The organism is Paracoccus tibetensis, from assembly GCF_900102505.1.
Classification (GTDB): Bacteria; Pseudomonadota; Alphaproteobacteria; order Rhodobacterales; family Rhodobacteraceae; genus Paracoccus; species Paracoccus tibetensis.
This window is the reverse complement of sequence record NZ_FMVT01000004.1, coordinates 202,700-224,645: the sequence shown is the minus strand read 5'-3', so window position 1 is coordinate 224,645 and position 21,946 is coordinate 202,700. Positions and strand designations below refer to the sequence as shown.

20 protein-coding genes are annotated in these 21,946 nt (G+C 68.8%); 11 read left to right on the top strand and 9 right to left on the bottom strand.

The features are described 5' to 3' along the window. The first annotated feature begins 52 nt into the window (after positions 1–52). Genes modA through BLP73_RS07280 form a run of 3 tightly spaced genes read left to right on the top strand, consistent with a single transcriptional unit; the run spans position 53 to position 2,571 of the window. On the top strand, positions 53–835 hold the full coding sequence (gene modA / locus BLP73_RS07290; protein WP_090741851.1) for a molybdate ABC transporter substrate-binding protein: 783 nt from the start codon (positions 53–55) through the stop codon (positions 833–835). A 3-nt stretch (positions 836–838) separates the two neighbouring features. Then, complete coding sequence (modB, locus tag BLP73_RS07285; protein ID WP_090741849.1) at positions 839–1,507, top strand: molybdate ABC transporter permease subunit; 669 nt, start codon at positions 839–841, stop codon at positions 1,505–1,507. Then, a complete protein-coding gene (locus BLP73_RS07280) occupies positions 1,507–2,571 on the top strand; it encodes a molybdenum ABC transporter ATP-binding protein (protein ID WP_090741848.1) in 1,065 nt (354 codons plus the stop codon). The genes modB and BLP73_RS07280 overlap by 1 nt, the downstream gene beginning before the upstream one ends. Here the strand turns inward: BLP73_RS07280 and BLP73_RS07275 are convergent. From BLP73_RS07275 to copM, 3 genes are read right to left on the bottom strand one after another with little or no spacing between them, the layout of a single operon-like run. After that, entirely contained in the window at positions 2,568–3,329 is a 762-nt protein-coding gene (locus BLP73_RS07275) for a DUF4336 domain-containing protein (protein ID WP_090741846.1), read from the bottom strand. The genes BLP73_RS07280 and BLP73_RS07275 overlap by 4 nt on opposite strands. A gap of 35 nt (positions 3,330–3,364) precedes the next feature. Then, positions 3,365–3,856, bottom strand: coding sequence for a Cu(I)-responsive transcriptional regulator (cueR, locus tag BLP73_RS07270; RefSeq protein WP_090741843.1), 492 nt, complete (start codon positions 3,854–3,856; stop codon positions 3,365–3,367). A 24-nt stretch (positions 3,857–3,880) separates the two neighbouring features. Beyond that, positions 3,881–4,393, bottom strand: coding sequence for a CopM family metallochaperone (copM, locus tag BLP73_RS19910; protein ID WP_217630649.1), 513 nt, complete (start codon positions 4,391–4,393; stop codon positions 3,881–3,883). Positions 4,394–4,578: 185 nt separating this feature from the next. Between copM and BLP73_RS07260 the strand changes: the two genes are divergently transcribed. From BLP73_RS07260 to BLP73_RS07225, 8 genes are all read left to right on the top strand, one after another. Then, on the top strand, positions 4,579–7,068 hold the full coding sequence (locus tag BLP73_RS07260; protein WP_090741841.1) for a heavy metal translocating P-type ATPase: 2,490 nt from the start codon (positions 4,579–4,581) through the stop codon (positions 7,066–7,068). 66 nt (positions 7,069–7,134) lie between these two features. Then, positions 7,135–8,361: an MFS transporter gene (locus BLP73_RS07255; protein WP_090741839.1), complete on the top strand. Its 1,227-nt coding sequence runs from the start codon at positions 7,135–7,137 to the stop codon at positions 8,359–8,361. A 44-nt stretch (positions 8,362–8,405) separates the two neighbouring features. Beyond that, positions 8,406–9,512: a LacI family DNA-binding transcriptional regulator gene (locus tag BLP73_RS07250; RefSeq protein WP_090741836.1), complete on the top strand. Its 1,107-nt coding sequence runs from the start codon at positions 8,406–8,408 to the stop codon at positions 9,510–9,512. Then, positions 9,509–10,561 (top strand): sugar phosphate isomerase/epimerase family protein, encoded by a 1,053-nt coding sequence (locus BLP73_RS07245; RefSeq protein ID WP_090741834.1) that lies wholly within the window; start codon positions 9,509–9,511, stop codon positions 10,559–10,561. The genes BLP73_RS07250 and BLP73_RS07245 overlap by 4 nt, the downstream gene beginning before the upstream one ends. A 4-nt stretch (positions 10,562–10,565) precedes the next feature. Continuing rightward, positions 10,566–11,711: a Gfo/Idh/MocA family protein gene (locus BLP73_RS07240; RefSeq protein WP_245686582.1), complete on the top strand. Its 1,146-nt coding sequence runs from the start codon at positions 10,566–10,568 to the stop codon at positions 11,709–11,711. Further along, the gene (locus tag BLP73_RS07235; protein WP_245686581.1) at positions 11,708–13,213 is read left to right on the top strand and encodes a sugar ABC transporter ATP-binding protein; all 1,506 of its coding nucleotides are present in this window, start codon (positions 11,708–11,710) and stop codon (positions 13,211–13,213) included. Before BLP73_RS07240 ends, BLP73_RS07235 begins: the two co-directional genes overlap by 4 nt. Then, positions 13,210–14,214, top strand: a complete 1,005-nt coding sequence (locus tag BLP73_RS07230; RefSeq protein ID WP_175453270.1) for an ABC transporter permease — start codon at positions 13,210–13,212, stop codon at positions 14,212–14,214. Before BLP73_RS07235 ends, BLP73_RS07230 begins: the two co-directional genes overlap by 4 nt. 25 nt (positions 14,215–14,239) lie before the next feature. Then, the gene (locus BLP73_RS07225; RefSeq protein WP_090741828.1) at positions 14,240–15,187 is read left to right on the top strand and encodes an ABC transporter substrate-binding protein; all 948 of its coding nucleotides are present in this window, start codon (positions 14,240–14,242) and stop codon (positions 15,185–15,187) included. Positions 15,188–15,236: 49 nt separating this feature from the next. On the opposite strand, the gene BLP73_RS07220 is transcribed toward BLP73_RS07225, so the two are convergent. From BLP73_RS07220 to BLP73_RS07200, 6 genes are all read right to left on the bottom strand, one after another. Continuing rightward, the gene (locus BLP73_RS07220; RefSeq protein WP_090742127.1) at positions 15,237–16,247 is read right to left on the bottom strand and encodes a cytochrome d ubiquinol oxidase subunit II; all 1,011 of its coding nucleotides are present in this window, start codon (positions 16,245–16,247) and stop codon (positions 15,237–15,239) included. Between the two features lie 7 nt (positions 16,248–16,254). After that, positions 16,255–17,643: a cytochrome ubiquinol oxidase subunit I gene (locus BLP73_RS07215; protein ID WP_090741826.1), complete on the bottom strand. Its 1,389-nt coding sequence runs from the start codon at positions 17,641–17,643 to the stop codon at positions 16,255–16,257. Between the two features lie 13 nt (positions 17,644–17,656). Continuing rightward, positions 17,657–18,211, bottom strand: coding sequence for a GbsR/MarR family transcriptional regulator (locus BLP73_RS07210; RefSeq protein WP_090741824.1), 555 nt, complete (start codon positions 18,209–18,211; stop codon positions 17,657–17,659). A gap of 418 nt (positions 18,212–18,629) precedes the next feature. After that, positions 18,630–19,955 carry a hypothetical protein gene (locus tag BLP73_RS18990; protein WP_139165909.1) on the bottom strand — a complete coding sequence of 442 codons (1,326 nt, stop codon included), beginning with the start codon at positions 19,953–19,955 and terminating at the stop codon, positions 18,630–18,632. Continuing rightward, complete coding sequence (locus BLP73_RS07205; RefSeq protein ID WP_139165908.1) at positions 19,952–20,629, bottom strand: hypothetical protein; 678 nt, start codon at positions 20,627–20,629, stop codon at positions 19,952–19,954. Before BLP73_RS07205 ends, BLP73_RS18990 begins: the two co-directional genes overlap by 4 nt. Before the next feature lie 216 nt (positions 20,630–20,845). Then, positions 20,846–21,943: a UvrD-helicase domain-containing protein gene (locus BLP73_RS07200; protein ID WP_175453269.1), complete on the bottom strand. Its 1,098-nt coding sequence runs from the start codon at positions 21,941–21,943 to the stop codon at positions 20,846–20,848. Between the last annotated feature and the right edge of the window lie 3 nt (positions 21,944–21,946).

The window sequence follows — 21,946 nt, the reverse complement described above, 5'->3', positions numbered from 1 at the left end:
CCATCCGCGCCCTTGGGCGCTTATGGCGGGACCTTTTCCAGAAGGAGGCTCCATGCGGTTGCCGGCGATCCTTTTTTCGGCGCTTCTTGCCTTGGGCAGCGCAGGCGTCAGCGCGCAGGCGCAGGAGGACGCCCCGGTGGTCGCCGCGGCCTCGGACCTGCAATTCGCCATCGAGGAGATCGCCGCCCGCTTCACCGAGGAGACGGGCATGTCCGTGCGCCTGTCGCTCGGCTCGACGGGCAACTTCGCCCGCCAGATCCGCGCGGGCGCGCCGTTCCAGATCTTCATGGCCGCCGACGAGCAGTTCATCCTGGACCTGCACCGCGACGGGATCGTGCCGACGGAGGGCACGCTCTACGGGATCGGGCGGATCGGCGTGATGGTGCCCCATGACGGACCTCTGGCCGCCGATGGCCGTCTCGACAGCCTCGCGGCGGCGCTTGAGGCGGGCACGCTCGGCCGCTTCGCCATCGCCAATCCCGAACACGCCCCCTACGGGCTGCGCGCGAAGGAAGCGTTGCAGCACCGGGGGCTGTGGGAGGGGGTCCAGCCGCATCTGGTTCTGGGCGAGAATGTCTCGCAGGCGGCGCAGTTCGCGCTGTCCGGCAATGCCGATGGCGGCATCATCGCCCATTCGCTGGCCCTCGCCCCCCAGATCGCGGCGCAAGGTGAGTTCGCGCTGATCCCCGAGGAGTGGCACCAGCCCCTGCGCCAGCGTATGGTCCTGCTGGAGGGCGCGGGCGAGGTGGCCGAGGCCTTCTACGCCTACATACTGACCCCCGCCGCCCGCGAGATCATGGACCGCTACGGCTTCTCGCTGCCGGCGGGCGGCTGAGGCATGGACTGGACCGCGCTTGGGCTGTCGCTGCGTCTGGCGGGCTGGACGGTGGCGCTGCTGCTGCCGGTCTCGGTGCTGGTGGGGCGCCTGCTGGCCTATCGCCGCTTCGCCGGCAAGGGAGTGGTCGAGGCGCTGGTGATGCTGCCGCTGGTGCTGCCGCCGACGGTCTTCGGCTTCTACCTGCTGCTGGCCTTCGGCCGCGGCGCGCCCTTCGGCGATCTGTGGCAGGGGCTGGTCGGCCGGCCGCTGGTGTTCAGCTTCGAGGGGCTGGTCCTCGCCTCGGTGATCTTCAACCTCCCCTTCGCCATCCAGCCCGCGCAGCGGGGCTTCCAGGCCATCCCGCCCGAGGTGCGCGAGGCCGCCGCCTGCTGCGGCATGTCCCCGCTGCGGGCGCTGTGGCACATCGAGCTGCCCCTGGCCTGGCCGGGAGTGATGACGGCGATGGTCCTGACCTTCGCCCATACGCTCGGCGAGTTCGGGATCGTGCTGATGGTCGGCGGCTCGATCCCCGGCGAGACCAAGACCATCGCCATCTCGATCTACGACCGCGTGCAGGCCTTCGACAATCGCGGCGCCGGGATCATGTCCGCGGTGCTGGTGGCGATCTCGCTGGCGGCGATCACGCTGACCTATGCGCTGTCGGCGCGGGTCGGGCGCAGGCTGGGCTGATGGCGCTGGACGTCGATCTGCGGGCGCAGGCGCCCATCCCGCTGGACCTTGGCTTCCGCGTGGCGCCGGGCGAGATCATGGCGCTGGTCGGCCCCTCGGGCAGCGGCAAGACCACGATCCTGCGCGCCATCGCGGGCCTCTGGCGGCCCGAGGCGGGGCGCGTCGCGGTTGGCGCCGAGGTCTGGCTGGACAGCGCGCGCCGTCGGTGGCTGCCGCCGCATCGCCGCCGGACCGGGCTGGTCTTCCAGAACTACGCGCTCTTTCCGCACATGACCGCGCTCGGCAACGTGATGGCGGCGATGGACGATCCGACGCCGGACGGGGCGGCGCGCATCCTCGGGCTGGTCAATCTTGGCGGCATGGACGCGCGGCGGCCGGCCGAGCTGTCGGGCGGGCAGCAGCAGCGCGTGGCGCTGGCGCGGGCCTTGGCGCGGCGGCCGCTGGCGCTGCTGCTCGACGAGCCCTTCTCGGCCGTGGACCGGGCCACGCGGGTCCGGCTGCATGAAGAGGTGCTGGCCCTGCGGGCGCATCTGTCGATGCCGGTCCTTCTGGTGACGCATGATCTTTCCGAGGCCGAGCGTCTTGCCGACCGCATCGCCGTCATCGAGCAGGGCCGGATCGTGGCCGAGGGCGCGGCCCATGCCATCCTGTCGGACGCGGCGGCGCTGCGCGTCCTGGGGCTGGAGGACGCCATCTCGATCCTGCCCGCGTTGGTGGCGGCGCATCTTCCGGGCGGCCTGACGCGGCTGGAGGGGCCGACGGGGCCGCTGCTGGTTCCCGCGCTTGCCCTGCCGGCCGGCGCGCGGGTGCAGCTGCGCGTGCGTTCCGCGGACGTGCTTCTGTCGCGCAGCCCGGTCACGGGTCTCTCCAGCCCCACCGTGCTGGCCGCGCGGATCGAGGCGCTGACGCCGGGGCAGGGGGCGTTGCTGGTGCGGCTGAGGGCCGGGGCATCCGTCATCTCCTGCCGGCTGCCCCTCAGCGGGGCGCAGGTCCTCGGCCTCTCGCCTGGCGAGGCGGTGCACGCGGTCCTGACCGATCCTGTCGTGACGGAGCTGCCCGGCTAGCGGGCCTTCGGCGCGGCCTCATCGCGCAGGAGCCAGTCGAGCGCGCGGGTCAGGCGGGCGGTTCCGTTGCTCTCGAACCACGCGCCATGAGCGAAGATGACGCGCTCGGGAGTCAGCGCGACCAGGCGGCGCGCGGCCTCGCGCGCGGGCGATCCCTTCATGCGCACGACGGCGCGCAAGTAGCTTGGCGCCCGTCCGTCAGGAGCGAGGTTGCCCGCGACCGACAGCAGCGGCCGGGTCACGGCGGGCATCTTCTCGGGCTCGAGGTTCTGGATGAGGTCGGTCATCAGCAGCGTGTGGCTTGGCGCGTGGAACAGGCACACCTCGTGGAAGCCGCCGATGCCGGGAACGTCCACCTGCTCCAGCTCGGCCGGCCAGCCGGCGGCTTCCGGCCCGCCGAGGTCGTGGTCCAGCCGCAGCCCAGAGGCCCGGACCTGGCGGCGGTCCCGCAGCCCCGGCGCGCCCCAGGTGGTCGCGTCCGGCAGCGCCTTCTGCCAATCCTGCATCATCGTCCAATGCGCGCTGTTCGGCGCGACCAGGTGGCGCGGCGTGCCGATCTCGCGCAGCTGCGCCAGCAACCCCGGCGTGAAGCGCGTGGGCGAGTGCAGCAGCAGCCCGCCGTCCTCAAGGCGCACGACGCTCATGCGGACGGGCAGGGGAAGAACGCCCATCGCCCTGAACGGGCCGCTATCGACGATCCAGACGTTATCGGTGACGGGTTTCAGGCGGTCGGTCGGCGTGTAGGTGCTGTCCGTCATCGGCGCGCTTCCTTCCGTGGACGCTGTGCCGCGCCCTAACGGACGGCCGGCACGGATGTTCCTGACCGTGCGCCCGCCGAAGCGGCCGGGTCAGCCGCGCCCGCCGCCCGCCCGCCGCCCGCCAGCCCCCCTCCCGCCCGCCCATCGCCAGCCAGGCCGTCGATGATCGGGCAGTCGGGCCGGTCGTCGCCGTGGCAGCTTTCGACCAGCTGCCCCAGCATCCGGCGCAGGCCGGCGAGTTCTTCGATGCGCCGGTCGATCTCGGCCAGCTTCTCGAGGGCGATGGCCTTGACGTCGGCGCTGGCCCGGTCGCGGTCGCTGTAGAGCGACAGCAGCTGCCGGCACTCCTCGACCGAGAAGCCGAGCCGCCGCGCCCGCTGCACGAAGCCGAGCCGCTGGACATCGGCCTCGGAATAGTCGCGATAGCCGTTGGCGGCGCGCGAGGCAGTCAGCAGGCCGATCTCCTCGTAGTAGCGAATGGTCTTCGGCGGCAGGCCCGAGCGGCGTGCCGCCGCGCCGATGTTCATCGCGCGCCCTCCTTCATGCGGTCCTCAGTCCGCCCGCTCGGCCAGCCAGGTCGTCATCTCCTCGATCTCGGCGACCTGCGCGGTGATGATCTCCTCGGCCAGCGCGCGCATCCGAGGGTCGCTGCCGTGTTCCAGCAGCACCTCGGCCATGTCGATGGCGCCCTGGTGATGGGCGATCATGCCGCAGGCGAAGGCAATGTCGGGATCGTCATGCATCATGCCCTCGTGCATGGCCGGCATGGTGACGGCCATCCGGGCCATGTTCTCCTGCACATGCTCGGGGCGCCCCGCGGTATCCGGCATGCCCGCTGCCGCGCCCGCGCCGTGATCGACCCCGTGGCCCGTCCCTTGGCCCGCGCCGTGACCGGAGCCGTGCCCCGCGCCGTGATCCATCTGCGTGTCGTGAGCCGCGCCGGCGGTCGCCTCGGCCATGCTGCATTGCGGGGGAAGCTGGAAGGCGGCGTCCTGCGCCGAGGCCGGAAGGGCCAGCGCGGCGGCGGCAAGGGCGCCGAGGGCGGCAAGGCGGGTGATGGTCATCGTGATCCTCCTGCGATTGCGGGGCCTGCACACTTGGCAGCACCCATTCCCGGCTTAGATAGAGGTTCCAGCAGGGGGAAGGTCAACCGCGCGCGGCGCGTCGCGGGCGCCGAGTTTCCGCTTGACCTTCCCGCGACTGGAAGGCGCACAAGGAGCGATCAGCCGTTCCGAGAGGAGAGTCCCAGATGACGAGCCACGCCGCCCTGACAGTGCCGGGGCAGGAGCAGCCGGCCAAGATCGTGCTGCCGGTCACGGGCATGAACTGCGCCTCTTGCGTGGGGCGGGTCGAGAAGGCGCTGCTGCGGGTGGAGGGCGTCGCCGCCGCCGCCGTGAACCTTGCCGCCGAGCGCGCCGAGGTGACGCTGGCGCGGCCGGTCCCGCGCGCGGCCCTGGTCGAGGCCGTCACCGAGGCTGGCTACGAGGTGCCGGGTCGCCATCTGGAGCTGGCGATCACCGGGATGAACTGCGCCTCCTGCGCCGGCCGCGTCGAGCGGGCGCTGCTGGCGGTGCCGGGGGTCGAGGCGGCGGCGGTCAACGTTGCCTCGGACCGCGCGACGATTACGGCGGCGCCCTGGGTCGCCGAGGCCGACCTGGTCGGCGCCGTCGCGGCAGCCGGCTATGCGGCGGCGGCGCGGGGCGGGCGCGCCGATGACGAGGCGCAGCAGCGCCGGAAGGACGACGAGCAGCGCGTGCTGGCGCGCGATCTGACGGTCGCGGCGCTGCTGACGCTGCCGGTCTTCGCGCTCGAGATGGGCGGGCACCTGATCCCCGCGGTGCATGACCTCGTGATGACGCGGATCGGGATGCGGGAAAGCTGGCTGCTGCAATTCGCGCTGACGGCGGTGATCCTCGCCTGGCCCGGCCGGCGCTTCTACCGCATCGGCCTGCCGGCGCTGCTGCGCGGCGCCCCGGACATGAACTCGCTGGTGGCCGTCGGCACGTTGGCGGCCTTCGCCTATTCGGTGATCGCGACCTTCACGCCGGGCCTGCTGCCCGCCGGCACGGTCAATGTCTATTTCGAGGCGGCGGCCGTCATCGTCACGCTGATCCTGCTCGGCCGCTACCTCGAGGCGCGCGCCAAGGGCCGCACCTCGGCCGCCATCACGCGGCTGGTGGGCCTGCAACCCAAGATCGCCCGCGTGCGCCGGAACGGCCGCAGCGTCGAGCTGCCGCTGGACCAGCTTGCCGCGGGGGATCTGGTCGAGCTGCGCCCGGGCGAGCGCGTGGCGACGGACGGCGTGGTGGTCGAGGGCGAGAGCTTCGTCGACGAGGCGATGATCTCGGGCGAGCCGGCGCCGGTCGCCAAGGGTCCCGGCGCGCAGGTCATCGGCGGCACGGTCAACCAGACGGGCAGCCTCACCTTCCGCGCCACCGCCGTCGGCGGGGCCACCATGCTGGCGCAGATCATCCGCATGGTGGAGGCGGCGCAGGGCGCGAAACTCCCGATCCAGCAGCTGGTGGACCGGGTGACGCTGTGGTTCGTGCCGGCGGTCATGGGCGTCGCCGCGCTGACCTTCCTCGCCTGGCTTCTGGCGGGACCGGAGCCCGCGCTGACCTTCGCCCTGGTCAACGCCGTCGCGGTCCTCATCATCGCCTGCCCCTGCGCGATGGGGCTGGCGACGCCGACCTCGATCATGGTCGGCACCGGACAGGGCGCGGCGATGGGGGTGCTGTTCCGCAACGGCACGGCCCTTCAGGCGCTGCGGAACACGCGGGTGGTGGCGCTGGACAAGACCGGCACGCTGACGATGGGGCGCCCGGTGCTGACCGATCTGGTGACGCGCGGCACATTCGATCACCCCGTAGTGCTGGCGCTGGTCGCGGCGGCCGAGGCGCGGTCCGAGCATCCGATCGCCCGCGCCCTTGTCGCGGCGGCCGAGGCCGAGGGGCTGGACCTGCCCGAGGCGACGGGGGTGCAGAGCGTCAGCGGCCAGGGTCTTCAGGCCGAGGTCGCCGGCCGCCGGGTGCATGTCGGCTCGGACCGCTTCATGGCCGCGCTCGGCCATGACGTCGCCGGCTTCGCGGCCGAGGCGGCGCGGCTGGCGGACGAGGGCAAGTCGCCGCTCTATGCCGCCATCGACGGCGATCTGGCCGCGATCATCGTCGTGGCCGACCCGGTGAAGCCCGACACGCCGGCCGCCATCGCCGCGCTGCACGATCTGGGCCTGAAGGTCGCGATGGTGACGGGCGACAACCGCCGCACGGCCGCCGCCATCGCCCGCCAGCTCGGCATCGACGAGGTCGCGGCCGAGGTGCTGCCGGCGGGCAAGGTCGAGGCCATCGCGGATCTCAGGCGCCGCCATGGCGCGCTGGCCTTCGTCGGGGACGGGATCAACGACGCGCCCGCACTGGCCGAGGCGGATGTCGGCATCGCCATCGGCACCGGCACCGACATCGCCATCGAGGCGGCGGATGTGGTGCTGATGTCGGGCAGCCTGCGGGGCGTGCCGAACGCCATCGCCCTGTCGCAGGCGACGATCCGCAACATCCGGCAGAACCTCTTCTGGGCCTTCGCCTACAACACGGCGCTGATCCCGGTCGCCGCGGGGCTGCTCTACCCCGTCTTCGGCATCCTTCTGTCGCCCGTCCTTGCCGCGGCGGCGATGGCGATGTCCAGCGTCTTCGTGCTGGGCAACGCGCTGCGCCTGACCAGCTTCTCGCCGCCTCAGCCATAGGGCCGTCTGGCAGGCGCCCGCGCAGAGGGCTATCCAGTCGCCAAGGGACTTGGCGGAGGGGCGGGCGTGGCGGGACGGCGACAGGGCGCGGACGGGCGCGGGGCGCGGGCACTCTCGCCGGTCGCCACCATCTCGCTGGCGCAGCTCTTCGGCACCTCGCTCTGGTTCAGCGCCAACAGCGCGGCCGAGGGGCTGGCGCGGGACTGGGGCGCGAGCGCGGCCGACATCGCCCTGCTGACGACGGCGGTTCAGGCGGGTTTCATCCTCGGCACGCTGACGCTGTCGCTGACGGGGCTTGCCGACCGTTTCCGGGCCAGCGCCATCTTCGTGACCTGCGCGCTGGCCGGGGCGGCCTGCAACGCCGCCTTCGCCTGGTGGGCCGGCTCGGTCGCGCAGGGCGCGGCGCTGCGCCTTCTGGTCGGGCTGAGCCTTGCCGGCATCTACCCCATCGGCATGAAGCTGGTCGTCAGCTGGGAGCCCGCGCGCACCGGGCAGGCGCTGGCGCTGCTGGTGGCCATGCTGACGCTCGGCACCGCGCTGCCGCATCTGCTGCGCGCCTCGGGGGCGGGGCTCGACTGGCGCTGGATCGTCACCGCCTCGTCGCTGCTGGCGCTGCTCGGGGCGGGCATGATCCGCGCTCTCGGCGACGGCCCGCACCTTCCGCCGCGCCGCGCGGGCACCGGCGGTCCCCGCCGCTCGGTTCTCGGCGCGTTCCGCGTGCCGCAGTTCCGCGCCGCCGCCACCGGCTATTTCGGCCATATGTGGGAGCTTTACGCCTTCTGGACGCTGGTGCCGCTGCTGGTCGCGGCCAGCGGCGCCGCGGCGGGGGTTCCGGGCGGGACGGCGGGCCTGTCCTTCGCGATCATCGGGATCGGCGCTGCCGGCTGCCTTCTGGGCGGTCGGCTGTCGCGGCGCTTCGGCAGCGGCGCCGTGGCGCTGACGGCGCTGGCGCTGTCGGGCAGCTGCGCCGCCGCCTTTGCGCTGGCCTGGGACGCGCTGCCGGGACCAGCAGTCGCGCTGCTGCTGCTGCTCTGGGGGGCGGCGGTGGTGGCGGATTCGCCGCAATTCTCGGCGCTGTCGGCAGCGTCGTGCCCGCGCGATCTTGTGGGCAGCGCGCTGGCGATCCAGAATGCCATCGGCTTTGCGATCACCATCCTGTCGATCTCGGCCGCCGCGGCGGTGCTTGAACGCCTCGGCCCCTCGGCCGCCGCCTGGCTTCTGGTGCCGGGTCCGGCCCTGGGCCTTGCCGGCTACGCCGCCGCCCGCCGAGGCCGCCATACAAGAAATGATTGACGTCTGTCATCTTCCCGTGCAGCTTGGATGCCGGGGAGAGATTCATGCGCATACCGACGCTGCACGACGTGGCGCGGGCCGCCGGTGTCAGCTACTCGACGGCCGACCGGGTCCTCAATGACCGGGGCAAGGTCGCCGAGAAGTCGGCGCAGCGGGTTCGCGACGCGATGGAGAGCCTGGGCTACCGCCGCGACATCCGCGCCGCGAACCTCGCGCGCCAGCGCGCCTACCGCTTCCGCTTCTACCTGCCGCAGGGCGATCACGGCTTCTACACCGTCCTGCGCGAGGCGCTGGAGGCGCAGGTCGTCCCGCGCCGCAGCGACCGCATCCTGATCGAGCGGCACGACGTGCCGGCCCTTGACGACGAGGCGCTGGCGGCGCGGCTGGAGGCGACGGCCCCCGGCGACTGCGACTGCATCGCCCTGGTCGGCATCCAGTCGCCCCGGCTCGAGGCGGCGATCGCGCGGCTGGTCGCGGCGGGCATCCCGGTCCTGACGCTGGTCTCGGATGCCGCCGAGAGTGCCCGCGCGCTCTATGTCGGGATCGACAACGTGGCGGCGGGCCGGACGGCAGGCCGACTGATCCGCCTGGCGCATCGGGGCGCGCAGGGGGTGGTGCTGCCGATCCTCGGGCGGCGCGATCTGCGCGATCACGGCGACCGTCTGGCGGGCGTGACCGGGGTCCTGGCCGAGCCGGGCGCCGCCTGCACCGTCCTGCCGCCGATCGAGGTGCTGGACCAGCCCGAGCGGATGTCCGAGAGCCTCGCTCGCGCCCTGCGCGAGGCGCCGGCGATCACCGCCATCTACTCGATCGGGGCGGGCAACCGGGCGCTCATCGGGCTGCTGCGCGGCCTGCCCGCGCCGCGTCCCGTGGTGGTGCTGCACGAGCTGACCGCCCATTCCCGTGCCGCGCTGGAGCAGGGGCTGGTCGATGCCGTGATCGACCAGAAGCCGGCCGAGGAGATCGCGCGGGCGCTGGACGCCATGACCGCCATCGCGGACGGGATGGCCCCGCAGCCGGCGCGGGTCGTGCCGATGATCTACCTTCACGACAACCTGCCGGCCCTGACCGAGGCGGATGCAGCGGCGGGCGGCCCTGACCTTGCAACAGGATCCGGCGGGCGCGTCCCGTCGGAGGAAAGGATAGCATGAAGACGATCAAGGGACCGGCGCTGTTCCTGGCCCAGTTCGCGGGCGACGAGGCGCCCTTCAACAGCTGGGACTCGATCACCCAATGGGCGGCCGATTGCGGCTACAAGGGCGTTCAGGTGCCCAGCTGGGACGGGCGTCTGATCGATCTGGCGAAGGCTGCCGAGAGCCGCGACTATTGCGACGAGTTCAAGGGGATCGCCAAAGCGAACGGCGTCGAGGTGACCGAGCTGTCGACCCATCTCCAAGGCCAGCTTGTCGCCGTGCACCCGGCCTATGACGAGGCCTTCGACGGCTTCACCGTCCCGGATATGCGCGGCAATCCCAAGGCCCGGCAGGAATGGGCGGTGGATCAGGTCACCAAGGCGCTGACCGCCTCGCGCAACATGGGGCTGACGGCGATGGTCAGCTTCTCGGGCGCGCTGGCTTGGCCCTTTGTCTACCCGTGGCCGCAGCGCCCGCAGGGGCTGGTGGAGACTGCGTTCGACGAGCTGGCCCGCCGCTGGCGCCCGCTGCTGGATCATGCCGAGGACTGCGGGGTGGACGTCTGCTACGAGATCCATCCCGGCGAGGACCTGCATGACGGCGACAGCTACGAGATGTTCCTCGACCGCGTGGGGAACCACGCGCGGGCCTGCATGCTCTACGACCCGTCGCATTACGTGCTGCAATGCCTGGATTACCTCGACAATATCGACATCTATGCCGACCGCATCCGCATGTTCCACGTCAAGGATGCCGAGTTCAATCCGACCGGGCGCAAGGGCGTCTATGGCGGCTTCCAGCCTTGGGTGAGCCGGGCCGGGCGCTTCCGCTCGCTTGGCGACGGGCAGGTGGATTTCGGGGCCGTGTTCTCGAAGCTGACGGCGAATGACTTCGACGGATGGGCCGTCGTGGAGTGGGAATGCTGCCTGAAGCATCCCGAGGATGGCGCGCGAGAGGGGGCGGCTTTTGTCCGTGACCACATCATCCGGGTGACCGAGCGCGCCTTTGACGACTTCGCGGACGGGGGCGCCGACGAGGCCGCCAATCGCCGCATGCTGGGGATTTGACGACATGACGAAACGGATCAGGCTGGGCATGGTCGGCGGCGGCAAGGACGCCTTCATCGGGGCGGTCCACCGCATCGCCGCCCGCATCGACGGCGAGTTCGACCTTGTGGCCGGGGCCCTGTCCTCGACGCCCGAAAAGGCGCGCGACAGCGGCGCGGCCCTGGGACTGGAGCCGGACCGCTGCTATGACAGCTTCGAGGCGATGGCCGAGACCGAGGCCGCGCGCCCGGACGGGATCGAGGCGGTGTCCATCGTCACCCCGAACCACGTCCACGGGCCTGCGGCCAAGGCGTTCCTGTCGCGCGGCATCCACGTCATCTGCGACAAGCCCCTGACCGCCACGATTGCGCAGGCCGAGGATCTGGCAGAAGCGATCCGGCAGGCGAAATCGCTGTTCATCCTGACGCACAACTACACCGGCTATCCCATGATCCGGCAGGCGCGCGAGATGATCGCGGCGGGCGATCTGGGCGCCCTTCGGGTGGTGCAGGTCGAATATCCGCAGGACTGGCTGACGGAAGCCGCCGAGCAGTCGGGCGAGAACAAGCAGGCCGAGTGGCGCACCGATCCCGAACGCTCGGGCGCGGGCGGCTCGGTCGGGGATATCGGCAGCCACGCGCATAACCTTGCCTGCTTCGTCGCGGGCGACCGGGTCGAAAAGCTGGCTGCCGACCTTCAGGCCTTCGTGCCGGGGCGGCGGGTGGACGATAACGCCCATGTGCTGTTGCGCTTTGCCGGCGGTGCGCGCGGGATGCTCTGGTGCAGCCAGGTCGCGCCGGGGAACGAGAACGCCCTGCGGCTGAGGGTCTATGGCGAGAAGGGCGGCCTTGAGTGGTCGCAGGAGGACCCGAATTACCTGTGGTTCACGCCCTTCGGTGAGCCCAAACGCCTGCTGACGCGGGGCGGCTCGGGTGCGCGGGCGGCGGCCAGCGCCGTCACCCGCACGCCGGGCGGGCATCCCGAGGGCTATCTGGAGGGTTTCGCCAACATCTATGCCGGCGCCGCGCAGGCGATCCGGGCGGCGCGGGACGGACGGCGCGATCCGGTGCTGGACGTGCTGCCGGGGCTTGAGGCGGGGCTGGAAGGCATGCGCTTCATCGACGCCTGCGTGCGCTCGTCGCAGCAGGACGCGGCCTGGGTGGCGCTGTGAGCGGCGCGGCTGTCCTGTCGCTGCGGCAGGTCAGCCGCAGTTTCGGCCCCATCGAGGTGCTGCATGGCGTCGACATCGCCCTCAGCCCCGGCCGGGTCCACGCCCTGATCGGCGAGAACGGGGCCGGCAAGTCCACCACGATGAAGATCATGGCGGGCTACCAGCCGCCGTCCTCGGGCGAAGTGCTGCTGGACGGCGCCGTGACGACGTTTGCGACGCCCGGCGAGGCCGAGGCGCGCGGCATCTCGATGATCCACCAGGAGTTCAACCTGGCCGAGCCGCTCAGCGTCGAGCAGAACATCTTCCTCGGCCGCGAGCTGAAGCGCGGCCCCTTCCTCGACAAGCGCGCGATGCGGGCGAAGACGCGGGAGCTGCTGGAGCGGCTGGAATGTCGCGTCTCGCCCGACCGGCTGGTCTCGACGCTTTCCAACAGCGACAAGCAGATGGTCGAGATCGCCAAGGCCCTTTTGCGCGAGACGCGCGTGCTGATCATGGATGAGCCGACGGCGGTGCTGACCAGCGCCGAGACCGCGATCCTGCTGCGGCAGGTGCGCGCGCTGCGGCAGGCGGGGACGGCGGTGCTGTTCACCTCGCACAAGCTGAACGAGGTCGCCGAGATCGCCGACGATCTGACCATCATGCGCGACGGCGCGGTGGTTTGGTCGGGGCCTGCGGCCGAGATGGACGAGCACGCCATGGCGACCGCGATGGTCGGACGCGAGATGTCGGACCTGTTTCCGCCGAAGGACGGCCGCCCCGGCGAGGTCGCGTTGGAGCTGCGCGGCCTGACCGTGCCGGGCTTTTCCCGCGACGTCAGCCTGACCCTGCGTCGGGGCGAGATCCTCGGTATCGCCGGCCTCATCGGCTCGGGCCGGACCGAGACCTTCGAGGGGCTCTGCGGCCTGCGCCCCGCGACCGGCGAGGTGCGGGTGAACGGCCAGCCCGTCCGCATCTCCGAGCCGTGGCAGGCGCAGGCCATGGGCCTTTGCTACCTGACCGAGGATCGCAAGACGCGCGGATTGCTGCTGGCCAAGGGCATGCGCGAGAACCTGACGCTGCAGGCGCTGCGCCAGTTCAGCCGGGGCCTGATCGACACCCGCGCCGAGGAGGCCGCGCTGGACGAGGCCATTCGCGAGTTCGACATCCGCGGCAGCCGCGCGGCGCTGGTCGGGAACCTGTCGGGCGGGAACCAGCAGAAGCTGCTCTTCGCCAAGACCATGCTGGCCGACCCGCGCATCCTCATCATCGACGAGCCGACCCGCGGCATCGACATCGGCACCAAGCAGCAGATGTACGGCTTCATCCGCCGCCTCGCCGCCGAGGGGCGGGCCATCGTCGTCATCTCGTCCGAGATGCAGGAGGTGATCGGCCTCGCCGACAGCATCCTCGTCATGCGCCACGGCCGCGTCACCGGGGAACTCTCTGGAGCCGAGGCCACCGAAGACGCCATTGTCCGCCTCGCCATGGGCGTCGCCCCCACCACCGCAGGAACCGCCGCATGACCGACATCGCCCGCGCCCCCGCCGCCCGCCCGCGCCTCGGCCGCATCCGCATGGGCGTCATCGGCCCGATCCTCGCGCTGGTGGTGCTGATGGCCATCGGCGCCTCGATGAACGAGAACTTCCTCAGCTGGAACAACATGACAAACGTGCTGGCACGGTCCGCCTTCATCGGCATCATCGCGGTCGGCATGACCTTCGTCATCACCGCCGGCGGGCTGGACCTGTCGGTCGGCTCGATGGCGGCCTTTGTCGCGGGGCTGATGATCCTGGTGATGAACCTCGCGCTGCCGAGCATGGGGGTCGGGTTGCCGGTCGTGATGCTGGGCGTCGGGGTCGCGCTGCTGGCCGGCCTCGTTGCGGGGCTGCTGAACGGCATCTTCGTGACCGCGCTCAGGATCGAGCCTTTCATCGTCACGCTCGGCTCGATGGGGATCTATCGCAGCCTCGTCACCTGGCTCGCGGATGGAGGCACGCTGTCGCTGGATTTCGGCCTTCGGACCTTCTACCAGCCGGTCTATTACGGCGGCATCTTCGGGATCAGCTGGCCGATCATCGTCTTCGCGATCGTCGTCATCATCGGCGAGATCATCATGCGCGGCACCGCCTTCGGCCGGCACTGCGCCGCCGTCGGCTCGAACGAGCAGGTGGCGCGCTACTCATCCGTCCGCGTCGGCCGCGTGCGCCTGATGACCTATGCCGCCCTCGGCCTTCTGGTCGGGATCGCGGTCGTGATGTATGTCCCGCGCCTCGGCTCGGCCTCGTCCGCGACCGGCGTTCTGTGGGAGCTGGAGGCGATCGCAGCGGTCATCATCGGCGGCACCTTCCTCAAGGGCGGCTTCGGCCGGGTCTGGGGGACGGTGCTGGGCGTGCTGATCCTGTCGATGATCGGCAACATCCTCAATCTCACCGATTTCGTGTCCCCGTATCTCAACGGCGCGATCCAGGGCGCGATCATCATTCTCGCTGTCGTCTTGCAGCGCGAAAGCAAGGCCGGGCACTGATCCGGCACCATCAGGGAGGAAGACCATGAAGCATTTTGCAATCGGAACGGCGATGGCGCTGGTTCTGGCGCTGCCGGCGGTCGCGCAGGAGGACGAGACGCACACGATCGGCGTCTCCATCCCGGCGGCCACGCATGGCTGGGCCGGCGGCATGAACTACTTTGCCCAGGCCGCCATCGACCGTCTCTCCGAGACCTATCCGAACCTGGAATTCGTGCTGGCCACGGCGTCCGACCCGGCCCGGCAGGTGAACGACATCGAGGACATGGTCGCCACCCGCAACATCGACGCGCTGGTGGTCCTGCCCTTCGAATCCGAGCCGCTGACCGGGCCGGTGCAGCAGGTGAAGGCCTCGGGCGCTTGGGTGACGGTGGTGGACCGCGGCCTCTCGGTCGAGGGGATCGAGGATCTCTATGTCGCGGGCGACAACCCCGGCTTCGGCCGCGTCTCGGGCGAGTACATGCGCGAGGCGATGCCGGATGGCGGCCAGATCGTCGTGCTGCGCGGCATCCCGACCACCATCGACAACGAGCGGGTCGAGGGCTTCCAAGCGGCCATCGACGGCTCGGGCATCGAGATCCTGGGGATGGAGCACGGCAACTGGAACCGCGACGACAGCTTCACCGTGATGCAGGACTTCCTGCAGCGCCATCCGCAGATCGACGCGGTCTGGGCCTCGGATGACGACATGGCGATGGGGGTCCTGGGCGCCATCGAGGCGGCGGGCCGCGACGACATCCAGTTCGTCCTGGGCGGCGCGGGCATGAAGGAGATGATCCAGCGTACGATGGACGGGGACGAGATGATCCCGGCCAACGTGACCTACCCGCCCTCGATGATCGCGACGGCCATCGAGGTGACGGCGGTGGGTCTTGTCAGCCAGGCGCCGGTCTCGGGCGAGTTCATCATCGGCTCGGTTCTGGTCACGCAGGACAATGCCGAGGACTTCTACTACCCCGACAGCCCGTTCTGATCGGGTGAAAGGGACGGCCCCGCGCTGGCAGGCGCGGGGCCGTCCTGCCTCAGTAATAGCTCAGCTCGGTCGCCTTGCCGCGGAAGACGGTGTAGGCGAGGATCGAGTAGCCGATGATGATCGGCAGGACGAACAGCGCCCCCACCAGGATGATGATCAGGCTCTCGGGCGCGGCGGCGGCCTCGTAGATGGTGATCTGCTCGGGCACCACATAGGGGTAGAAGCTGTAGGCCAGACCCCCGAAGGCCATCACGAAAAGCACGGTCGAGATGGAGAAGGGCGCCCAGGCCCACCGGTCGTTCTCGAACGGCATGCGCTGCAGGATGCGCCACAGAAGGACGACCAGCAGCACGGAGATGACCGGCAGCGGGGACAGCAGCACGACCTCGGGGAAGCTGAACCAGCGGTCCCAGATCCGCCCGCTGACCAGCGGCGTCGCGGCCGAGACGGCGCCGATGCCCGCGATCATCCCCCAGATGCCGCGCCGCGCCCAGTGAATCGCCTTCAGCTGCAGATCGCCTTCGGTCTTGCCGATCAGCCAGACCGCGCCGATGAAGCTGAAACCGACAGTCAGGCAGACGGCCGTCAGCGCCGCAAAGGCGATGTTGGCCCAGCCCAGCTGCAGCCCGGTGACATAGAGCCCCAGCATGAAGCCCTGCGCCAAGGACGCCGCCAGGCTGCCGCCGTAGAAGGCCCGGTTCCAAGCGCCGCGATGCCTGGTCGGCGCCTTCACCCGGAATTCGAAGGCGACGCCGCGGGCGATTAGCCCGACCAGCAGCACCGCGACCGGCAGGTAGAGCGCGGTCAGGATCACCCCATGCGCGACCGGGAAGGCGACCAGCAGGATGCCGATGGCGAGGACGAGCCAGGTCTCGTTCGCGTCCCAGAAGGGGCCGATCGAGGCGACCATGCGGTCGCGCTCGGCCGGGGTGGCGAAGGGGAAGAGGAGGCCCACGCCGAGGTCGAACCCGTCGAGGATGACATAGGTCAGGATCGCCGCGCCCATCAGCGCCGCGAAGGCGAAGGGCAGCCAGGTGGCGGGGTCTCCGAACAGTTCCATCATGGCGCTACTCCGCAGGCTGAAGGACGCGCACGCCGGCGTCGGGTTTCGGGATCTGGGGCGAGGTGCCGTCATGGCGCGCGGCGCGGCGGGCCATGTAGGTCAGCGTGCCCAGATAGGCGGCCAGCAGGAAGGCGTAGACCGCAAGGTAGGCCGCGAGGGTCGAGGCGACCATGCCGCCGCTGATCGGGCCGAGCGCGTCTGCCGTCGTCAGCACGCCGCTGACCAGCCAGGGCTGACGGCCGATCTCGGTCACGTACCAGCCGGCCAGCGTCGCCACCCAGCCCGAAAAGGCCATGCCGACGAAGGCATAGATCCAGGGCTTCGGCAGGCCCTCGACGCCGCCGCGTTTCTTCCGCATCAGCCACAGGGCCGACCAAGACAGCGCCAGCATCGCCATGCCGATTCCGACCATCAGGCGGAAGGCGAAGAAGACCGGCGCGACGGGCGGGTGCAGGCGGGTGCCGTCCTCGGCCACGAAGTCGTTGAGGCCCGGCACCTCGCCCGCGAAGTCATGCGTCAGGATGAAGGATGCCATGCCGGGGACCGCGATCTCGAAGCGGTTCTCGCGCGCGGCCTCGTCGGGCAGGGCGAAGAGGACCAGCGGGACGTTGGACTGCGTCTCCCAGTTGCCCTCCATCGCGGCGACCTTGGCGGGCTGATGCTCCAGCGTGTTCAGCCCGTGCATGTCGCCGGCAAGGATCTGCAGCGGAATGAGCAGGGCGCCCATCCACGCGCCGAAGCGCAGCGTGGCGCGCACCTCGGCGCCGCGGTCGCCCCAGAGCCAGCGCAGTGCCGAGAAGCCGGCGATGAGGAAGGCGACGGTCAGGCCCGAGGCCAGCAGCATGTGGACAAGCCGGTAGGGCATCGAGGGGTTGAAGACGATGGCGAACCAGTCGGTCGCGTGCACGATCCCGTCGCGCAGCTCATAGCCCGCCGGCGTGTGCATCCAGCTGTTCAGGACCAGGATCCAGAAGGCCGACAGCGTTGTGCCGATGGCGACCAGCGCCGTTGCCGTCGTGTGCAGCCAGCCCGGCACGCGGCGGAAGCCGAACAGCATGATGCCGAGGAACGCGGCCTCGAGGAAGAAGGCGGTCAGGATCTCGTAGGCCAGCAAGGGGCCCGCGACATTGCCGACGACCTCCATGAAGCCCGGCCAGTTGGTGCCGAACTGGAAGGACATCACGATGCCCGACACGACGCCGAGCGCGAAGCTGAGGGCGAAGACCTTCACCCAGAAGCGATAGGCGTCCATCCACTTCTCTTCGCCCGACCGGTTGAAGCGCAGCTTGAAGAACAAGAGCACCCAACCCAGGGCGATGGTGATGGTGGGAAAGAGGATGTGAAACGAGATGTTCGCGGCAAACTGTATCCGCGACAGGATCAGGGGGTCCATGGCGGTCTCCGGTTCAGGTCTTCGTGCGGCGGATGGGGATCAGGCGGCCCGCGCCGTCCACGAGACGGCCGAGCTTCGCGCCCATGTTCAGCAGGGCGACCAGCCGCTCGGTCTCGAAGCGGGCGAGGTCGTCGTGAAAGCGCGTCATTTGCTCGATCAGCTCGCGCAACTCGGCGATGCGGGCATGGGCGGCGGCATCCGCCGCGTCCGGCGTCGTCATCGACAGCTCGCGCAGCTTGGTCAGCGTAGGGTCGATCTCGCGCTTGCGGCGCTGGTCGATCAGGGTGCGGACGATCTCCCACAGGTCATCGGGGGTGGTGAAGAACTCGCGCCGGTCATCCGTCTTGTGGCGCAGCCGGACGAGGTTCCAGCTTTGCAGCTCCTTCAGGGCCATCGACACGTTCGAGCGCGAAAAGCCCAAGGCGGCGACAATATCATCGGCGCAAAGCGGATCGTCCGCCAGGAACAGCAGCGCGTAGACCTGCCCGACGGTCCGGTTGATCCCCCATCGCGAGCCCATCTCGCCGAAATGGAGGATGAAGTCCTGGCGCAGCGCTGAGAGGTTCATTCGGTCGTTCCCGTGATTTCAGTAATTTCTGAAATCTATATGGGAAATGGCAGGGGAGGTTGAACCGGGCAGGCTGTCGCAGGGCTCAAACGCAAAACGCCGGCCACGGGGGCCGACGTCAGGTCAGTTCACTCCCACTCGATGATTTCCTGGCATCATAACGCACTGATTTCAGTAAGAAAAGTTTTTTTCTCGGGACGCTATACCGTCAGCCACACCGTCAGAAAATGGCGCTGCTGAAAACATTGAATTTTTAGGATCGATATCGGAAAATGACCTTCCGCCATCTATCGCCCAAGACGGCCGAAACGGTGACTCGAAGGGCATTCATACCAACATCGCCGTTTCCACGCTATGCTACGACCGATATGAATTCTCCTTCCTCTATCTCTACCGTAATCGTCGAGCTGCCGCCGCATCAATCAAGCGCCATACCCCCATCTGGCGACCAGACAACCACATCGCGCGGCCGCCCACGGAAAGGTTCCCCGACAAGGGCTAAACCGTCGCGGAAAAGCGTATACTGGTAAGGCTCATCTGCCTCGGCTCTGGCAACGCGATCTCCCGCTGAAAGCGCAAAGCCTGCAGGTTCAAAAGTTGGAAGCCTTATCGTCGCCGGCAGCCCCACCCCTCGATCGCGGATCGCATTACTCAGTGCGTTCAAAAATTCGGCTCCTGCCTTCTCTTCAATCACGAACCAGCCAAAGTCAGAACCGGGGTGACGCAACGGCGATAGTCGCGCGCGCCGAGCAATTCGCCACCACTCAGGATGATCGAAGAAGTCATCGATCCACCACGGAGGGCTACCAGATCGCAAATGCCACGGCGTCGCAGCCAAATAAGTCCGGCCAGCAAAGTCAAATCGAAGAAGCGGAACGTTGTAGCGGTCGGGAGCGGGGGAGTCCGGCGAACGGATCCAGTCGATCCAGTTCGTTACCTCCGGTGCGCCTATCAGAAGAAAGTTCGAGCGATGGGTCGCCAGAGCCATCGGCGCGGACGTACCTTCGGATGTCGCGCCCCGCTGCGGGTCGCCCGGTGGCGTAGTGCGTTTTCGCGGCTTCGAGATCCGCGTCTCCGATATGGCCAAGAAGCTCCCGGCTGTCGTCGGCTTCGACCCGAATGCAATCGAATAGCCGTGGATAATTTCTCCGAACGGCGACGGATTCGCAATGACGGTCTTTACCTGCTTGGTGTATTTTCTCTTCGCCGTATTCGCTATCTTGGCGGCACTCGCATCTTTGGCGAACGAGCCGTGAGCCTCAGCGAGCACAACACCGTGACCCGACGCGTTGCCACCGTCGTAGATGAAATCTGCATGGGGATTGAGCGAAGACGAGAGGCACGCTGCGTTTGCTCGCCATGCGTAGCCGAGAGCGTACATATAGAGGTGGGCAATGCCTGCCCCAACTTTGGCCGCAAACTGAGACCCGGCAGTACCCGCAAGAAATTTAAAATGAGATTCGAGCGCAACTGCCGATCCATCCTGAAGCAAAGTCTCCAGTTCGATCAGAGCACTCTGTTGCAATCCGTCGAGTAAGACGACAGGTGCATCATCCCAAGTCGTCGCCGTTCTCGCGATCGCCGCCGCCAAGGCAATCGGGTTGAAGGACAGACTCGACTGAGCCGGTGGCGCCACGAAGTGCGGAGAGACCGGGCTTGGTACGTGGCGGTGCTTCGTATGCTTGGTCAAACCAATCAGCTTGACCGACGTCCCGAGTCCGACTGTCGACACAGGCCCGCTCATCCCTTCAGCTCCGCAGCCTGCGCGACCAGGTCCACAAGTTTCCACCCTTGGTCCGTTGCAGGCCCTAGCAGGATCATTGCTTCGGATTTACGCAGCGCGAGCCCAAGCAACTCCCGCGGCCTGGTCACGCCCACGAAGACATTTGTCGCGGCCGTAAGTCCCACCCACGTAAATGGCTGGTCGGTAACGCCGAACGCACGGGGAAGCACCGTGCCTAGATCGATGCACTGCTCGTTTGCAGCACTGCCCTTCCAGACCTCACTCTCTACGACGAGAAGTCCGTCTACGCTCTTGCCCTTGACCGAGTGGATCGATCCCAGCTGCAAGGTGAGATCGTCGAATTGCATCTGCTGAGTGGAGCGGCGCTCGGGGTCGGCGAGATCGGCCTTTTGATCCGCGACGAAGCTGCACAAATCCGCGATTTCGGCCTCAGCGCCTTCAGGATGCGGACTGAAAAGTGGCAGCAACTGCGCCGTGAACGCCAGCCAGGCCGCCTGCTCCCATACCGCATCACCGGTAAGCACATGGTCCCTGAGCAGTCGACGTACAGCACGCGGCAACGCAAGGTCGCGATGCGACAAAGCCGGCCAGACATTATGCGCAGTAATCGGACGATCATTCGCCGCTTTCCAACCATGCGCGCGCGCCAGCCCGGAAACACCGACGGCGAGCATCTCGCTGACCTCTGCGGGAGGACGCGCCGCGGCGTGGTGTACCGCGGCCTTCTGAAGCTGCCGGCAAAGGAGGTTGGCCTTCGATCGAGAACCGCCCTCGCTGCAATATGCGGGATGATAGTCGACAAGGCTCTTCGGCTGCCATGCCCCTTTCTTACCAGCCAGATTGTGACGCGATGCGACCGCCCAGACGTCGCGGCTGCTGCAATCGCCGCCTCACAGCGCGCGTGCCTCTTCAGCGAAGGCTCCGAGAACGCCGCCGATCGTGGCTTCATCAAACAGAACCATTACCCGCGACGCAGGCCGTGCGCCCAGGCCCACAATGTTCTGAGCCTGGCGCGCAGTCAGCCGACTTGCAAAACCTGCGATCTCGCCGCCAAACCTGCGACTCGTATCGAGAGGGATGCAACCGGGACCCGGCGTCCAATAGGCTGGTGCAGCTCCATCGTCGTCATAGAGGGTTTGATTGCTGTCCCCGAGGCGCTGGAACGCCGCTCCCTCTTGCTTGAAGACGTGCTCTAGCAGCCGAAGCTGGTCGCCATGGGTATCCTGCGCCTCATCAAGGATGGCGAGCGGAAAGCGGTCGCGAAGCCGCTCTGCGAGAGCCGGGTTTTCGCGGAGCGCGCGCCATCCGAGCGCAGTCATGTCGGCGTAGCGATAGAGCCCGCTCTTGACCATCGAGGCCTTGAGGGATTCGAGCGCCTTCCCGCAATCGGTGTGGGCACCCCATTGCCCTTTGCGGCAGCGCACCGCCAGCGCCCGGGGCTCTGCATCTGTGTCCGTGAAACCCGGGTCCAGATCGAGAAGCGGAATCCACTCTTCGAGCCTGCGCTTCAGCTTGAGCTTCTTGTTCTTGGCGAGGTTGTCGAGGACGCCCCAAGCCGGATACCGCCGCAGCGCCTCAGCCGCGAAGGCGTCGTCGTCAATCTGGCGCACGTGCCAGCCCAGGCCTCGAAGGTAGGGCAAGGCAAGGTACTGGTTGATGAACGTTGTGACCGTGCCGGTGAAATGAGGATAGACCATCAGCCGCCCTGCGGTCGGGTGACGGGCGATCAAGTCTTCGACCTCCGTGCGCGCGGCATTGGTGTGCGAGATGACGCAGACGCCCCGCCTGCGGGTCGACCAGTTACGCGAAAGCAGCGCGAGCTTTGCGGCCAGCAGCGTCGTCTTGCCGTTGCCGGGTGCCGCCTGGACGTCACAGCTGGTGGCCACCGCCAGGAAATCGGTCTGGCTCGGATCAGTGAAGTCGCAGCCGCCCAGCTCGTCGCCAAGTTCGGCAAGCAGTTCGGGTGTGAGCGGCAGGATCTCGAACATGGT

Excerpts from the sequence above, each read along its gene's own strand:
- copM (WP_217630649.1), bottom strand. The coding sequence starts at position 4,393 with ATGACCATCACCCGCCTTGCCGCCCTCGGCGCCCTTGCCGCCGCCGCG.
- BLP73_RS07245 (WP_090741834.1), top strand. The coding sequence starts at position 9,509 with ATGAAGACGATCAAGGGACCGGCGCTGTTCCTGGCCCAGTTCGCGGGC.
- modA (WP_090741851.1), top strand. The coding sequence starts at position 53 with ATGCGGTTGCCGGCGATCCTTTTTTCGGCGCTTCTTGCCTTGGGCAGC.
- BLP73_RS07250 (WP_090741836.1), top strand. The coding sequence starts at position 8,406 with ATGCGCATACCGACGCTGCACGACGTGGCGCGGGCCGCCGGTGTCAGC.
- cueR (WP_090741843.1), bottom strand. The coding sequence starts at position 3,856 with ATGAACATCGGCGCGGCGGCACGCCGCTCGGGCCTGCCGCCGAAGACC.
- BLP73_RS18990 (WP_139165909.1), bottom strand. The coding sequence starts at position 19,955 with ATGAGCGGGCCTGTGTCGACAGTCGGACTCGGGACGTCGGTCAAGCTG.
- BLP73_RS07280 (WP_090741848.1), top strand. The coding sequence starts at position 1,507 with ATGGCGCTGGACGTCGATCTGCGGGCGCAGGCGCCCATCCCGCTGGAC.
- BLP73_RS07205 (WP_139165908.1), bottom strand. The coding sequence starts at position 20,629 with ATGCTCGCCGTCGGTGTTTCCGGGCTGGCGCGCGCGCATGGTTGGAAA.
- BLP73_RS07210 (WP_090741824.1), bottom strand. The coding sequence starts at position 18,211 with ATGAACCTCTCAGCGCTGCGCCAGGACTTCATCCTCCATTTCGGCGAG.
- BLP73_RS07275 (WP_090741846.1), bottom strand. The coding sequence starts at position 3,329 with ATGACGGACAGCACCTACACGCCGACCGACCGCCTGAAACCCGTCACC.
- modB (WP_090741849.1), top strand. The coding sequence starts at position 839 with ATGGACTGGACCGCGCTTGGGCTGTCGCTGCGTCTGGCGGGCTGGACG.
- BLP73_RS07220 (WP_090742127.1), bottom strand. The coding sequence starts at position 16,247 with ATGGAACTGTTCGGAGACCCCGCCACCTGGCTGCCCTTCGCCTTCGCG.
- BLP73_RS07260 (WP_090741841.1), top strand. The coding sequence starts at position 4,579 with ATGACGAGCCACGCCGCCCTGACAGTGCCGGGGCAGGAGCAGCCGGCC.
- BLP73_RS07230 (WP_175453270.1), top strand. The coding sequence starts at position 13,210 with ATGACCGACATCGCCCGCGCCCCCGCCGCCCGCCCGCGCCTCGGCCGC.
- BLP73_RS07200 (WP_175453269.1), bottom strand. The coding sequence starts at position 21,943 with ATGTTCGAGATCCTGCCGCTCACACCCGAACTGCTTGCCGAACTTGGC.
- BLP73_RS07225 (WP_090741828.1), top strand. The coding sequence starts at position 14,240 with ATGAAGCATTTTGCAATCGGAACGGCGATGGCGCTGGTTCTGGCGCTG.
- BLP73_RS07240 (WP_245686582.1), top strand. The coding sequence starts at position 10,566 with ATGACGAAACGGATCAGGCTGGGCATGGTCGGCGGCGGCAAGGACGCC.
- BLP73_RS07215 (WP_090741826.1), bottom strand. The coding sequence starts at position 17,643 with ATGGACCCCCTGATCCTGTCGCGGATACAGTTTGCCGCGAACATCTCG.